This window comes from Photorhabdus sp. RW14-46 (assembly GCF_963887965.1).
In the GTDB taxonomy this organism is placed as follows: domain Bacteria; phylum Pseudomonadota; class Gammaproteobacteria; order Enterobacterales; family Enterobacteriaceae; genus Photorhabdus; species Photorhabdus laumondii.
Map to the genome: position 1 here is coordinate 25,201 of NZ_CAWPHH010000039.1, position 12,952 is coordinate 38,152.

At 41.8% G+C, this 12,952-nt stretch carries 17 protein-coding genes, 1 tRNA gene and 1 pseudogene; 8 read left to right on the forward strand and 11 right to left on the reverse strand.

Features of this window, described 5'->3' with window-relative positions:
• Positions 1-86: 86 nt before the first annotated feature.
• From AACQ38_RS20905 to AACQ38_RS20930, 6 genes and pseudogenes are all read right to left on the reverse strand, one after another.
• The gene (locus AACQ38_RS20905) at positions 87-602 is read right to left on the reverse strand and encodes an antiterminator Q family protein (RefSeq protein ID WP_165578994.1); all 516 of its coding nucleotides are present in this window, start codon (positions 600-602) and stop codon (positions 87-89) included.
• Between the two features lie 24 nt (positions 603-626).
• Entirely contained in the window at positions 627-887 is a 261-nt protein-coding gene (locus AACQ38_RS20910) for a hypothetical protein (RefSeq protein ID WP_242685645.1), read from the reverse strand.
• A gap of 15 nt (positions 888-902) precedes the next feature.
• Positions 903-1,496 (reverse strand): DUF1367 family protein, encoded by a 594-nt coding sequence (locus tag AACQ38_RS20915; RefSeq protein WP_011147649.1) that lies wholly within the window; start codon positions 1,494-1,496, stop codon positions 903-905.
• A gap of 100 nt (positions 1,497-1,596) precedes the next feature.
• Positions 1,597-2,796, reverse strand: coding sequence for a helix-turn-helix domain-containing protein (locus AACQ38_RS20920; protein ID WP_165578995.1), 1,200 nt, complete (start codon positions 2,794-2,796; stop codon positions 1,597-1,599).
• Between the two features lie 15 nt (positions 2,797-2,811).
• Entirely contained in the window at positions 2,812-3,447 is a 636-nt protein-coding gene (locus AACQ38_RS20925; protein WP_207631946.1) for a hypothetical protein, read from the reverse strand.
• Between the two features lie 462 nt (positions 3,448-3,909).
• Positions 3,910-4,185, reverse strand: a pseudogene (locus tag AACQ38_RS20930) (DnaB-like helicase C-terminal domain-containing protein); the annotation flags it as partial.
• Between the two features lie 281 nt (positions 4,186-4,466).
• On the opposite strand from AACQ38_RS20930, the gene AACQ38_RS20935 reads away from it, so the two are divergent.
• Together AACQ38_RS20935 and AACQ38_RS20940 are read left to right on the forward strand one after the other, a co-directional pair.
• On the forward strand, positions 4,467-6,131 hold the full coding sequence (locus AACQ38_RS20935; protein ID WP_332370317.1) for a hypothetical protein: 1,665 nt from the start codon (positions 4,467-4,469) through the stop codon (positions 6,129-6,131).
• A complete protein-coding gene (locus AACQ38_RS20940; RefSeq protein WP_011147663.1) occupies positions 6,128-6,625 on the forward strand; it encodes a siphovirus Gp157 family protein in 498 nt (165 codons plus the stop codon). Before AACQ38_RS20935 ends, AACQ38_RS20940 begins: the two co-directional genes overlap by 4 nt.
• A 207-nt stretch (positions 6,626-6,832) precedes the next feature.
• Here AACQ38_RS20940 and AACQ38_RS20945 read toward each other — a convergent pair whose 3' ends face one another.
• On the reverse strand, positions 6,833-6,970 hold the full coding sequence (locus AACQ38_RS20945) for a hypothetical protein (RefSeq protein WP_207631947.1): 138 nt from the start codon (positions 6,968-6,970) through the stop codon (positions 6,833-6,835).
• A 581-nt stretch (positions 6,971-7,551) separates the two neighbouring features.
• Here AACQ38_RS20945 and AACQ38_RS20950 point away from each other — a divergent pair.
• The 4 genes from AACQ38_RS20950 (at position 7,552) to AACQ38_RS20965 (ending at position 9,183) form a co-directional block, all read left to right on the forward strand.
• Positions 7,552-7,722 (forward strand): hypothetical protein, encoded by a 171-nt coding sequence (locus tag AACQ38_RS20950; RefSeq protein WP_011147665.1) that lies wholly within the window; start codon positions 7,552-7,554, stop codon positions 7,720-7,722.
• Between the two features lie 4 nt (positions 7,723-7,726).
• Positions 7,727-7,942: an excisionase gene (locus tag AACQ38_RS20955; RefSeq protein ID WP_165578996.1), complete on the forward strand. Its 216-nt coding sequence runs from the start codon at positions 7,727-7,729 to the stop codon at positions 7,940-7,942.
• Positions 7,894-9,078, forward strand: a complete 1,185-nt coding sequence (locus AACQ38_RS20960) for an Arm DNA-binding domain-containing protein (protein ID WP_165578997.1) — start codon at positions 7,894-7,896, stop codon at positions 9,076-9,078. Before AACQ38_RS20955 ends, AACQ38_RS20960 begins: the two co-directional genes overlap by 49 nt.
• A 2-nt stretch (positions 9,079-9,080) precedes the next feature.
• Positions 9,081-9,183: transfer RNA gene (locus AACQ38_RS20965), tRNA-OTHER, on the forward strand.
• 340 nt (positions 9,184-9,523) lie between these two features.
• Here the strand turns inward: AACQ38_RS20965 and AACQ38_RS20970 are convergent.
• Positions 9,524-9,736, reverse strand: coding sequence for a hypothetical protein (locus AACQ38_RS20970; RefSeq protein WP_157866906.1), 213 nt, complete (start codon positions 9,734-9,736; stop codon positions 9,524-9,526).
• Positions 9,737-9,802: 66 nt separating this feature from the next.
• Here AACQ38_RS20970 and AACQ38_RS20975 point away from each other — a divergent pair, with 66 nt between their 5' ends.
• Together AACQ38_RS20975 and AACQ38_RS20980 are read left to right on the forward strand one after the other, a co-directional pair.
• A complete protein-coding gene (locus AACQ38_RS20975) occupies positions 9,803-10,033 on the forward strand; it encodes a hypothetical protein (RefSeq protein WP_011147669.1) in 231 nt (76 codons plus the stop codon).
• On the forward strand, positions 10,030-10,299 hold the full coding sequence (locus AACQ38_RS20980; protein WP_011147670.1) for a helix-turn-helix domain-containing protein: 270 nt from the start codon (positions 10,030-10,032) through the stop codon (positions 10,297-10,299). The genes AACQ38_RS20975 and AACQ38_RS20980 overlap by 4 nt, the downstream gene beginning before the upstream one ends.
• Before the next feature lie 347 nt (positions 10,300-10,646).
• On the opposite strand, the gene AACQ38_RS20985 is transcribed toward AACQ38_RS20980, so the two are convergent.
• From AACQ38_RS20985 to AACQ38_RS20995, 3 genes are all read right to left on the reverse strand, one after another.
• Positions 10,647-11,057 (reverse strand): type II toxin-antitoxin system HicB family antitoxin, encoded by a 411-nt coding sequence (locus AACQ38_RS20985; RefSeq protein ID WP_109791736.1) that lies wholly within the window; start codon positions 11,055-11,057, stop codon positions 10,647-10,649.
• 53 nt (positions 11,058-11,110) lie between these two features.
• Complete coding sequence (locus AACQ38_RS20990) at positions 11,111-11,284, reverse strand: type II toxin-antitoxin system HicA family toxin (protein WP_011147672.1); 174 nt, start codon at positions 11,282-11,284, stop codon at positions 11,111-11,113.
• Between the two features lie 119 nt (positions 11,285-11,403).
• Positions 11,404-12,952 (reverse strand): hypothetical protein (locus AACQ38_RS20995; RefSeq protein ID WP_165578998.1); only part of this gene is annotated, 1,549 nt, incomplete at its 5' end.

Below are 12,952 nucleotides of genomic sequence, written 5' to 3' on the forward strand. Positions count from 1 at the left end.
AAAAACCCCGCACTGGGCGAGGCTATCAGTCACGAATACTACTATCACAACATATACTGAAATAGTGGCTCATAAGTTCAAAGATGTCAACACGTTCGTGACAAAAGTCTTGATTTTCTTTCCTGTTCCCGTCTTATAAAGGCATCTTGCAATGGTTGATAAATCAAATATTCCGTTGCTCTTAATATTTCCTCAACCTCACGCCGACAAGTTGACATTGATGGCTTTCGCTTACGCAACATACCATTTCTGCGGATCATAATTCTTGGCTGAACCGTTGCATGATAATGTTTGGCAATTGCTCTATCAGATACACAATAAACATATCGACTAAGCAACATCCCAAATGCAACCCGATCAATGTGGTAAATATGGTCTACTACCCTAGCGATTAACATTCCGTCATCATCATTGCATATCGGACGTTCTGGATAACCTCTCAGCTCTACCGTCGCCATAAGCTCAGCAATCATACTGCTCTGACGTTTATCAAGCCTGCCAGAATACACCCATGCACCGAACTTGGATAACCAGTCCTGCAACCAAATTTCTTGTGCCTGAGTCAATTGCAGCCCATCCGTTGAAAATATCACACCCGACATAACCGTACCTCTTCAACTTCCCTTTTAACTTGGGGCAATAGTTCCGTTGCCATACTGTGGATTGCTTGCCATGTCTTCGGTGCCGCATGAAAGCCCGTGGGATGCAAACGCTCGATGATAGCGAGGATGCAGCAGAATGGAGAAATGAGCAGCCCTTTGGGCCATATCTTGTACCGCTCTCACATGATGAATTTCCGCAAGTATTACTCCCAACCCCATATTCCGACAACAGATACATCCCAGTAATGTCACATTAGAAAGCCACTGTTTTTCACTTTTAGCCATTGGCTCTGCCTCTCATTACATAAAATCGGACAACTGAGAAGCTGCATGTTCAGCGGCGTTTCGGGTCGGGAAATTGCGATACAAAATAAAGTTCCAAAGCACGTTTAATGTATCTTTATAAAGCTCCTGAAATTCCATCTCTTCCATTTTGGCGAAACTGACTGAACGAGGTTCACGGTACAGACTGCCGTTGGGCATTTCGTAAATGTCATAGTGCCCTGATTCCACTGTTGCCCAGCGCCGAAAGGCATCAAAGGATTTGGTGGCAGTAATATTCTGGGCTCGGTTTTTAGATATGCCAGCAAGATATTCATCCGCAGCGGATTGTAAGACATCTTCACTGCCCGCGAAGTGTGCAAGAAATTGTACGTAGCCACGCACAAGCGCTTTCTCTTCCGGGGAAATGGTACCCCCAGCAGGTTCCCAGTATTCATAGCCGAGATTCAGAAGGGCAAAATATTTACGATGGAAACGTGGGTTACGTGCTTTCTTAAAATCCGCATAGAGCACATCGCCCCACTTCACTTTGGAGTGCAGGTATTCCCTGGCTGCGGGAGTCGCAGGTCTCAGGGTGTCATTCGAAATTTTGATAAAACTATGCTGCGTCATTACTTATCCTCAAAGTTATGACACAGCAGCTTTTGTTTAGGTTATCAGATGTTCAGGCCGATACGAACAGAATAACAGGTGTTAGTATTAATTCCCAATTTTACTTTCTATTAAATAAATTGACGACGTTTGTATCTTGTTGTGTAGTAGATATATTAATACTATTCTTCAATTGTATTCTGGATTGGAAATCAAGTACCTGTGATTCTGACAAGAATCCCTTAGGAACTGAACATAAATCCTCTAAATCTCCTTTTGGGAAACCAAATTCCTCAAGAAGTGTTTTTTTACTAAAAGTTCTAGAATCCAATAATAGATTTAAGCACCTAGGTAACAAACGAACCGACTCTGGTTTTCTAAGATCATCAAGCGGCTCTCCTTTTCGCCAACCTCTAGCAGAAATATTTTTATATAACCTCTGATATTCCAGAGAAGATATTAATTCTAAATTTCTCGCTCTAAGGATCATAGATTGTGCCGACATCCCCCAGCGATTTTTTAGAGATATGAAATTCTGCAATGTAGGATATGGAGGAAGCTCTACAGAAAATGACTCTTCCGGCAGCATGAAACTCGACGCAAACTTATGTGCTTGCTCTTCTATTGGATTAAAATTGATATTATCAAATTTATTTATATATCGATGTAAGACTATATGACCTAATTCATGAGCAGCATCAAATCGACTACGATAATAGTTATCTTTATCACTAGCTAAAACCACATACGGTCTATTCTCTAAATCATTCCATTGAGAATAGCCATCCATTACAGAACTACCTTGTTCAAATCTGGAACAGACTATCCCCGCATTCTCCATTACCAGTAATAGATCATCTATCGGTGCAATACCTAATCCCCAAACTTTCCTACACTCAAAAGCCATTCTTTCAATCAATTGATCATCTATCGCTCTGTAATCCTTTACGTTAAGATGAGGAATGTTAACCTCTGGATAATCAAGATATTCTTGCATCTTACATGATAACTCTTGAAACCACCCCATGTATCGCTCTGAGGCGATACATAAGTCTTTTGCCGTGGTTGAAAGTGTTCGGAAGAATACTGGTTTTTTTTCGTACTTAACAATAGGCTTTGTGAACCAACTTACCGGGCAATTAAGAATCTGACTTAAGCTATGCAATACTTCTGCATCGGGGGAATGATTACCGTTTTCCCATTTGGTAATAGTTGATGGCGAACGATCTACTAACCTACCAAGGTTAATTTTCGATAACCCCCTCGCTTCTCTTATCTGTGTCAACCTTTCAGATTGGAAACCAGAAATTCCCACTCTCATAATGTCTCACCTATTCTATTTTTCCTGATCCTTCAGGCGCTTCTTGAGCTTAGGTAAAACCATATCAGGAATGACTATCTTCTTCTCTCCAGTATAGAGGGCTAAAAGCTCCGTTACAGATTTATTATAGTGAAAACCTTTCATATTGGTAAAAGGAACCACAATCCTTAAATCCATCATGCTGGCCTGAGATTCATGATATGGTGGATTAATATTTATTAACAACACACCTAACGTATCAATGTCATTATGATGTTTACTATCTTCTTCTCTAAAAAGATCTGGAGTATAGCCTTCAAATTTTTCATTCAATTGGGCTATCAATGAACGATGTTTAGCACCTCTTATATGGCGCTCATCGTGATTTAACCCAATACGGCTAATTTTAACACCTTCTGAATCGATAATAATGTAATGCTCCCCTTTCGGGGATGTATCAGCATCGTAACAAAGATAACCAGAGCGACTTGCGGCCTCCCTCAATGCTGAATTAAGGCCATAGTGCCTAGCCTGAGGCCTAAATCTACGTTGCTCCGGTTCACCAAGTTTTAATATATTGCCTACAGTTACTTCCTGTGCTGCAGCATACTTAGCATATAATGCATCTTGTACGTTAAGCCAAAAATCACGCCTGAAAGCGTTTATTATCAAATCGGTAATATCACTTTGTGTGTCGTTAATGCTAATTTAGATACCCTGATTGCGTTAAGCAGATTTTATGGTATTTTTTTTTCGTTTTGAACGCAAGCAATATACTTGATATGTAATTTGTACGTTACAAATACAACTTCAACTCTTATACCATCCCAGTGTGTTCCATCAGGCCACTTCACTAGAAAAACAATATTCAGCTACAGAAAGGCTTTCTCCCGCCTTCGAAGAGTACAATTGCGCTTCAGCATCTCCAGCTCCTAGTTATCCACCAGCAATTTTGGTAAAGCCAGCATCCTGCTGGCGTTTACGTTGAATCGACTAGCTTTTAAGTCTAAATTTGTAAGATAACGATGCTTTCAGCACTGCACCCAAAACGGGATAATTCATAACTACCCAAATTATCTAATAAAATCAGTTTACTGTTTATGGTCATTTTGATCTGCCTCTTTTGGTCTTTAGTTAAAATGCTTTGTCTGCGTATCGGCGCTCTTTTTGTTTAGCCTGTTGCTGTGTACGACATATTTCAGCAGCAACAATTTGATCAGTTGGTAAGTAATGCCCGTTTTTAAATTCCTGGAATATCGTTCCGGTTTCACCGTGACGATTCTTATCCAAAATAATCTCGGCATAATTTCTGGCTGGACTTAGTGGGTTATAAACAACATCACGATAAGTAAAAATAATTCGATCTGCATCTTGCTCTAGGCTACCTGAGTCTCGTAAATCCGCTGATACAACAAACGCAACTATACATATATCTATTATCGGTGGCAAAAGGCGAGTTGAATATTACCCAACGACAGGAATGGTTTATTCAAATGCTGTCAAGGAATTATATCCAAAAGTCAAAATGCCAAAAGCCGGGATTAAGGCAGCAATAAGATTGGCAAAAAAAGCAATTTATTAAAGAGGCAAGACCAATGTTCACATATATCTGTGTCTTTGAGCCGACAAAAAAAGCTCAAAAAAATGGAGCCGTACCACTTGCAATTGCACTCGAAGCCAATTCCGAAAAAATGGCTAAAGCTATGGCCATTGTTTACCTTGGGGAAGAGTACGCGGACGATATGAGCAACTTCAACACATCAAAACCGATTATTTGTAAAGATATACAAGGCTTCCCTCGCCCACCAATTGGTAAATTTGATGAAAAATTTGCTACTGAATACGAGTTCAACGGCACCACATGGCAGGCTAGAACGCTCGAACCAAAGAAAAACCCATCTATTACTACACGTGATTTTAATCACACTTACGCCACGTTAGATCTGGAAATTGCACTGGCATTACTAGACGGTGACTTTCATTGCTGGGCGATTATGTCACACAGTATGAAAGAAGCTAAGCAACTGATAACAAATAACAATGAAGCATGGCGGCAGTGGTCTACCGCATTTCGTATCAGAACCGACGCTCTGTCCATTCCACGGGAAACGCTTTTCAGAGTCGTACGTGAAGGTAAACACCACCCTGAATTTCTGACCGATGCCGTCGCTATTAAGGAATTCTTAAACTGTACTTTAAGTGATACCGACATACCCGTTGAATTACCAGAAGAGAAACCCAAGGTTTCCAATTATTCGGTGTCAACATCAGAAGCCTCAATAACAGATGTCACTCCAGATGAAGTTGAAACCCAACAAGCAGCGCTACAGGTTAAGGAGAAAAAAAGCGAAGCCAAGTCTCTCAAGACCAGAAAAACCAAGCAAACCAAAGAGGACAAAGCAGTAGAAGAGACTGCACAAGACAACACTACGGCGGATGATGAAGTCACCTCATTGCCTCCTGTCGCCACCCTGAGCACCAATGATGATAACTTCCAACATCGGGCCAATTTGCTGGAAGAAACGATCAAGGCACAAGGCAATGAACAGCAAACTAATCTCCGTATCTGGAAGGCTGTCCAACGTACCGATCCCCACTTTACAAAACCATTGGAGGGAATGGGGTTCAATGGTACAAGCATAAACAGTAACTATATGTTTATGCGGGCAACAGAACTATTCGGACCATTCGGTTATGGATGGGGCTGTAATGTCACAGAAGAAAAACTGATCAATGGTGCACCCATGTCAGAACCTATCTATGACGACAAAAATAAACAAATTGGGAGCCGATTCTTACGTGATTCTGACGGCACATTAATATGTGAACAAAATCACTCTATCAAAATTCTCTTTTGGTATCTGGTTGAATGTGACATTTGTGCTGAAATTGAAAGTTATGGTGCGACACCATACATGTACAGAACCAAATATGGAATTAAAACAGATGGAGAGGCCATCAAGAAATCACTCACCGATGCTATAAAGAAAGCGTTATCGATGCTTGGATTTTCTGCTGATGTATTTATGGGTATGCATGACAACCCTGAATATCTGGCTGACAATAATATTGAATTTGAAATCAAGGCCGCCAGTGATAAGGCCGAGGATCTAGTCAGATTACGCAAGGAACTAGACGATAAGTTCACCCGTAATACAGAAACTATGCGCACCGCTGTCAGCAAAAATGAAATTCGCGGCATAGCATCTACCCTTATCCGTGAATTAAGCATTCATTTAGGCAATTCCAAGGCCAAAGGAGACAAGGATTATGAAAAGTACTTATCTGGTCGTCTGCGTCGCTTGAATGAAATAGAGAAAGAATGTTTAACCCAATTAGAAGAGGCAAACCAATGACCACAACCGCAATTGCATTAGCAGCAGATTATGAAAAATTACAACAGTTGGTAGAAACCGGCGAGTTCTCGCCAGAAGATATCGCCGATACACTTGAAAGTATCGAATGTACTATCGGTGATAAACTTGACGCTATCATGATCCATGTTCGCAATATAGAAGGCCAAGCCAAGATTCTTGCGGATGAGTCTAAGCGACTCACTGACCGTAAAAAATCATTCGAAAGGCAAGTAAAAAACCTAAAAAAGTATGCGCTGGACTGTTTACTGAAAGCCGGCATGGATTCACTACGAACTACCAGAAACACGTTCACAGCCAGAAAAGGTATTATGAATGTCATCATTGATGATGAGTCAAAATTACCTGATGAGTTAGTTGATGTGCAGACAATTACCGCCCCGGACAAAAAAGCCATCAAAGAAGCTATTGAAAACGGTATCAATGTACCGGGAGCTCATATTGAAATCGGCCAGAGAAGCCTGCAAGTACGTTAATATTCATTACATCCCACAAATACTGGGGCAATAAATAATATGGAGTGATTTATGGCTGCACGATTAGAAATCATTATCTCATTTGATGAAAACCTAAATAAATACCAAGTAGAATGGATAACAGGAGAAAGTCAAGATATTACAGATGAAGAAAAGAAAATCATTGCTCAATTAAAAAATAAATTACTGGCCTCAATGGAAAATGAATTAACTGGAAATAACCAATATTACCTCCATTACCTCCATTACCTCCATTACCTCCATTACCTCCATTACCTCCATTACCTCCATTACCTCCATTACCTCCATTACCTCCATTACCTCCATTACCTCCATTACCTCCATTACCTCCATTAGATATTTAACATTACCTTAAATTAACACAAGGGAATAATATCAAAAAATAAATCCGACAAGCATGTGGAATTTACGTTTGTATTTCTCGGCATGTGTCTATTAGATGAAAAACATGCAGCAGAATACGAAATTGAAGGTAAATTAAAAGAGACCGACCAATGTTAAGACATTCACACAGTAAAAATGAAATTGTTAAATTAACGCTACCTGATGGTCGCAATGGAATCATTATTATCAATAGAAGTTGTAATGTACTCTACGATTTCCCGTTTGACGTTAAAATAGTTCCAGTATCCAATTCTCAAGCTATCGAGAAAATGAGGGACCGAAAATGATATACGGTCTGTTTCTACTTGTATGTTCTTCGATAAACTGCCAATACATTCCTTACGGCCATATTTACCAGGATGAAAAAAATTGCATAGCAGATATGGGGATGCAAGGCCCTGGAATTTTTGAGTGTTTACCCATTGAGGCCATAATTCACACTCAAAACTGATTAAGCTTAATCAGAAATCAGGTAACACAATGAATAGCATGATGGTAAATCCATTGACCGGAGAACCATCATGCAACCCTGGCAACCAGGACAACAGTTATTAACCAACTTCGATATCAAATTGGGAAGATTAGCAGCCAGTGTCAAAAATACATCTTGCAATCAAGGTGATATTACCCGTGTTTGTGCTGCCGTTGATCTGATCATTATATCAATGATGAGGCAAAACCATGTGAGGTAAATAAATGGTAAATATTGAATGTGTTCCCATATCCACTTATTGCTATGCAACAGGGGAAACAGTTGACGCAATTAATAAACGCATTCAGCGCGGTGTTTGGCTTGATGGCGTACATGTACTGAAAGTTGAAGGTGTTAAGGAACGCTGGATTGATTTAAATGAGGTAGCTAAGTGGGCCAGGAAAAACAGCGTAGTAAATTGCCCAGAGGAATTACAGTAAGGAAACATCGTTCTGGTGAAACTATAAATATCTCTTTTACATATAAGGGGGTTAAATGCCGAGAACCCCTCTCAAATCTGGAAGTGACGCCCAAAAATATTAAATATGCCGAGCGTAAACTCGGCGAAATATACAATAAAATTGAACGGGATATTTTTATTTATGCTGAATTTTTCCCTAATTCATCACGTCTAAAAATATTCGGAAATGTCAATAAAGGTAGAACAATAAAAGATTATTTAGATGAATATTTAAAAATCTGTGAAACCAGAAATTTATCACCATCCACAATTAATGGATATAAAAAATGTAAAACTGCTCTATCTGAATTACATAAAATTCCCGTTGTAGAGTTAACACCAGCAATATTAAAAACTTGGATTCAAAAACGATCAACTGCTCTGAAAACAATCAGGAACAATCTGTCATTTTTACGAAGCGCCATAGATGAAGCAGTTACTGATTGCCTGATTAGTATGAATCCTGTGAATTTAGTCACAGCATCACGGTATCAAACTGAACGAATAGAAAATGATAGCGAATATATTGTTGACCCCCTATCTCCTAACGAGGTTACTGCATTACTGTCAGCAGCAGGCAATAAACAAAAACAATGGGAAAATTTATTCCTTTTTGCGATACATACAGGACTTAGAAGCTCCGAGTTATGTGCGCTTCGGTGGCAAGATATCGACTTTATTGGCAAAACCGCACATGTCCAGTCGGCAAAAGTTGTGGGAATAATAAAAGGAACGAAGACAAAAGCCGGTACCAGAAAAGTCGAACTGAACACTGACGCTATGTCGGCCCTATTAAATCAGAAGGCATTCACTTTCATGAAAGGCAACGTGATATTTGAAGATCCTAAAACAGGCGAGGCTTGGGCAGGTGCAGATGCAATTCGTAAAAAAGCCTGGGTGCCTACACTGAGAAAGGCTGGAATTCGGTATCGCAACCCATATCAGACAAGGCACACATTTGCAACAAAACACATTAGCCAGGGAGTTAATCTTTTCTGGCTTGCCGCTCAAATGGGACATAAAGGCCCAGAGATGCTTTTCAGACATTATGGATCATATCTGAAAGACTATGACGGCAGCACATACAAACCCAAACAGGTCAGTGGTGGGACATGAAAGGAGCTGCAAAGGATACGCAGCGAAGATATTTCATAAAAATATTATTTATAACAATAAGATGCAAAACAATTAACGCGGGTTCAACTCCCGCCAGCTCCACCAAATAAATCAAGGGGTTACACTAAGGTGTAGCCCTTTTTGTTTGCCCAATGTCCACTTTGCGTCCACTCATTTTATTTTTATGGGCATCAATGGACACTACCTGCACCGCCGCATTCCGTCTGGTTCATCACTGAAACTACTTAAGATGCTTGAACGTAGCCTTACGCTTATTAATGAATTAAAAGTACGCTAACTAATACTTTCACTTTCTTCCTTGTCATAATGCAAAAGGAGAAAACAATTTCAGTTCTGTATATCCTGTAAAGCCGCGCTCTATCTGATTTCTATGATAAAGCACGGCTTTTCTTTGTGAGCTTATTTTTCACGTAAAATACAATTTTCATTTAATATCAATGCATTGGGATTTTTCCGTGATCCTCTTTTGATCCAAAAACTGAAATTTCCTGAAAATCTTTTCAATCATTTCAGTTTGTGATTTCTCCCACTCCGCCAGTATTGGCGCGGTTTGGCAGTTTGCCTTGTAGGATTTTAAAATTGAAAAAATTTTTTGATCCAAAACGTGCAGGCGGGTGCGGTGTAGTGCCGTTTTCATCATAAGTTCATTTATTTCGTCATAAGTGCAACGAGACAAACCATCACTAAGGTATTTATTTGATTCTTGAGTCAAATAATACAATCGGTTAAAGTAGTGTTGTCATTGGCAAAATCCAGTGACCAAGGTTTTGCAGCCTTGCGTTCATGGACGCTGGTAAGAAGTTTTTACCAATGTGCCTGCTATCGCCCCTCTATGGCGGTTCAGGCAGGGGAGGTTAACACCTCGCCGGAAATGAACGCCGGTCTGCAAACCCTGTTTGAATCGCCACCACCAAAGAGGGAAGCAGGAATATGAAAAAAGACTGGCATACCGCCGATATTATCGCTGCGATACGTAAGAAGAATAAAATGCTGGCATCATTATCCAGAGAGCACGGTTTAAGCTCTTCAACATTAGCAAATGCTTTAACGCGCCCCTGGCCTAAAGGGGAATTACTGATTGCTCAGGAAATTGGTGTCACCCCTGCTGAAATATGGCCCAGTCGGTATTTTGACGAAAATAAGCAGCCTATCAAACGAACTGTCCGAAATGATTTACCAAACAATTCTGATATCACATAAGTTATTTCTATATCCGAAAAAGTAACAACAACCTTTAAACCACTAAGCTAATATAACACGCTGAATTATCAGTTTTTTATTACACTCACTGCCCATTCTTTAATATCAAAATTGTATTCATAGCCCTATGAAGATGTAAAACAGCCCGCATATTTTGCGGGCGAGAGAATTAATCAATAATGTGTTTCAGACAATCAAAACACAAACCCGTAGCGCTGATTGATACCACATTATTGACCTGGTACGTATTGGTTTGATTGATAACAGTGCTGTATGCATCTGGTCGCAGTTTATCAGGATATAAAAAAGGCCACGTATTAACGCAGCCTGTTAATTAATGGTGATTTTCATTCAATGGACAAAGTTAACTGATGTCCGATAGCCGATGCGACCTTACCCACCGTATCAATTTTAGTTGAGTGCCGTAAATCAAAGATACGGGTCACTTCCTGCTTTTTCACCCCCATACGGTTGGCTAATTCAATTTGCGTTAACTTGGAATCAAGAAACGCATTGAGCATAAGCACCTTAGAGGCCACGCTTAAGGGCACATCAACATAATCCTGCCCTGCGGGGCCAGGAAGCGGGATTTTTTCATTATCTTCGAAGTAAAATTCAAAAGCGGTTATTAGCGCATCGAGTGCCATCTCTAGCGCCTCTTCCCGTGTATCCCCCTGGGTTAAAGCTTCGGGGATATCCGGGAATGAGACGAAATAACCGCCCTCTTCTACTGGCTCTAGTGTGACTGGATATCGCATATTTTTAATGATGAACCTGTGCGAGAACCCACCCCTTGCGAGGCGGGTTTTTATCACAATCCTAATTGCTTAATGATTGCTTTCCTCAGCGGCTCTTTGATCTCTTGGCTAGGGTGTCTCGGCATAATGCTTCGTTTCCCCTGGTATCTCAGTTTCAGATGGTTTGTCCCATTTGAAACTTCGACGCCTTGAGCTTCCAGCCACCGTCTAAACTCGCTTTGCTTCACCACTCCTCCATTCTGTTGAACACACAAACACAGTAAACATTTATGCTTACCATGTCAACACTTTTGTTTACCACGTAGAAAAGGTAAAAATAAACCTTACCGAAGAGAGGCCAATCAATCTAGCCAATCACAGGCGAATACTTCTGTTTCAATTCATCGGATTTATAGGCCGTGTTCCTTATCACGCTGGCGTTCTCCGGCGTACCTGTGTTGTGGTGCGTATGGGCGGCAGTCTGTTCCGCCAGTGCTTTAACCACATCCAACGTCTCTAACATCAAGGTCATGACATTGATTTGCTGGCTGCCCACCCAAACCACGGGCGCGATGATTTCTTGCCTGGCACCGGCGATGCTCTGCTTAAGCAGACCAATCTTCTCTATCAGCTTTTGTCCGATTTCGATACTGGCCTCTTTCCCTACGCTGGCAACGAAATTTGATGAGGTCGCCATACTATAGTCACCGTCTGCAATTTGCCGGACAGCGCCCGCCAATAGCGTAGACGTGCCCAAAACCGTGGTTTTATCCGTGGCCTGTATCGTGGTTTCCCGTGCGACTACGTTACGTGTTTCCGTGTCTGCCCTGACTTCACGGTGCATAGACGATTCACTAATGGTCTGGTCAGTCTGACGAATCCAGTTCCCTTCCTGAGTTACCCTCTGCGAGACTTCCGCCCGCTGTTGCTGCAATTGTTCGCCTGGCTTGATATCGGGCAAGGTATTGCCCTGGCTTAATGTCTGCCGGATAAAGGGCTTATCCGGCCTGCCTGCCTCAAAGGCGATTTCAACCACCGTTCCGACTGGCGGATATTGAAACATACCGGATTCACTGCCCGCCATCGGCAAAGGCAGCGGGACAGCATGATAAACAGGAACCGCGGCATCCTGACCATCATCAGCCAATAATTGCACATCAACCGCATAGCGTGGCCGGAATGGGTCGGAGATATCGCCGCTGACCGTATTTTCAGGGTGTGCCTCAATGCGGGCAAATTTGGGTAAATGCAGCCCTGCCGATAATTCGGGGTAGGCGGCATCAATCTGACGCTGCATTGGCGTTCTGGTCTGCGACTGACCGGTCAGTTTGTTGACGGCTTCCCATGTAATGACCATGTTTTCATTGCTCAGATTGACCTTGTTCAGCCGGTACTGATTGATCACTACACCTGGACGCAACGATGGGATCATGGGAATGGTCATCGCATTGCCCGCGGACTGACGCTGGCTAAATGCATTCGGAATATCGACCGGTTTCCCCGCAAACATCGAATGCGCCCCGCTGCCCACATAAACCGAACCCTCCGGCAACTGATGCCAGAGATAATCCTCAATCGAAAAAACCTGCCCAAGATTAGCCAGCAACTGATAGCCGGTCCCATGATGAGTAAAATGCGGGATGGGTGTCTCCGTATAAGGGGCATCCGGCAATATGAAGGTCAGTCCGCTGTGCTCCTGCAACCAGTCCGCAATCTGGCTCAGTGTTGGATGCTGAAATGAACACGACCATAATCGGTCAAACACACCGACCAGTTCACGCACAAAAAGACGCTGATAACCGTTTTGGGCTGGCTGTGAGCGTGCCACATAACCCGTAAACCAGCGTAATACCAAATCCGTGTAACCCACGTCCAGCCGTACCAGTTTTCCGGTGTAGTCCGTTGTCGTCTCCGCC

Coding starts and splice junctions, on each gene's coding strand:
- AACQ38_RS20955 (WP_165578996.1), top strand. CDS start 7,727: ATGGTAAATATTGAATGTGTTCCCATATCCACTTATTGCTATGCAACA.
- AACQ38_RS20935 (WP_332370317.1), top strand. CDS start 4,467: ATGGCTAAAGCTATGGCCATTGTTTACCTTGGGGAAGAGTACGCGGAC.
- AACQ38_RS20980 (WP_011147670.1), top strand. CDS start 10,030: ATGAAAAAAGACTGGCATACCGCCGATATTATCGCTGCGATACGTAAG.
- AACQ38_RS20920 (WP_165578995.1), bottom strand. CDS start 2,796: ATGAGAGTGGGAATTTCTGGTTTCCAATCTGAAAGGTTGACACAGATA.
- AACQ38_RS20905 (WP_165578994.1), bottom strand. CDS start 602: ATGTCGGGTGTGATATTTTCAACGGATGGGCTGCAATTGACTCAGGCA.
- AACQ38_RS20985 (WP_109791736.1), bottom strand. CDS start 11,057: ATGCGATATCCAGTCACACTAGAGCCAGTAGAAGAGGGCGGTTATTTC.
- AACQ38_RS20940 (WP_011147663.1), top strand. CDS start 6,128: ATGACCACAACCGCAATTGCATTAGCAGCAGATTATGAAAAATTACAA.
- AACQ38_RS20970 (WP_157866906.1), bottom strand. CDS start 9,736: ATGAAAACGGCACTACACCGCACCCGCCTGCACGTTTTGGATCAAAAA.
- AACQ38_RS20950 (WP_011147665.1), top strand. CDS start 7,552: ATGCAACCCTGGCAACCAGGACAACAGTTATTAACCAACTTCGATATC.
- AACQ38_RS20945 (WP_207631947.1), bottom strand. CDS start 6,970: ATGGAGGTAATGGAGGTAATGGAGGTAATGGAGGTAATGGAGGTAATG.
- AACQ38_RS20910 (WP_242685645.1), bottom strand. CDS start 887: ATGGCTAAAAGTGAAAAACAGTGGCTTTCTAATGTGACATTACTGGGA.
- AACQ38_RS20915 (WP_011147649.1), bottom strand. CDS start 1,496: ATGACGCAGCATAGTTTTATCAAAATTTCGAATGACACCCTGAGACCT.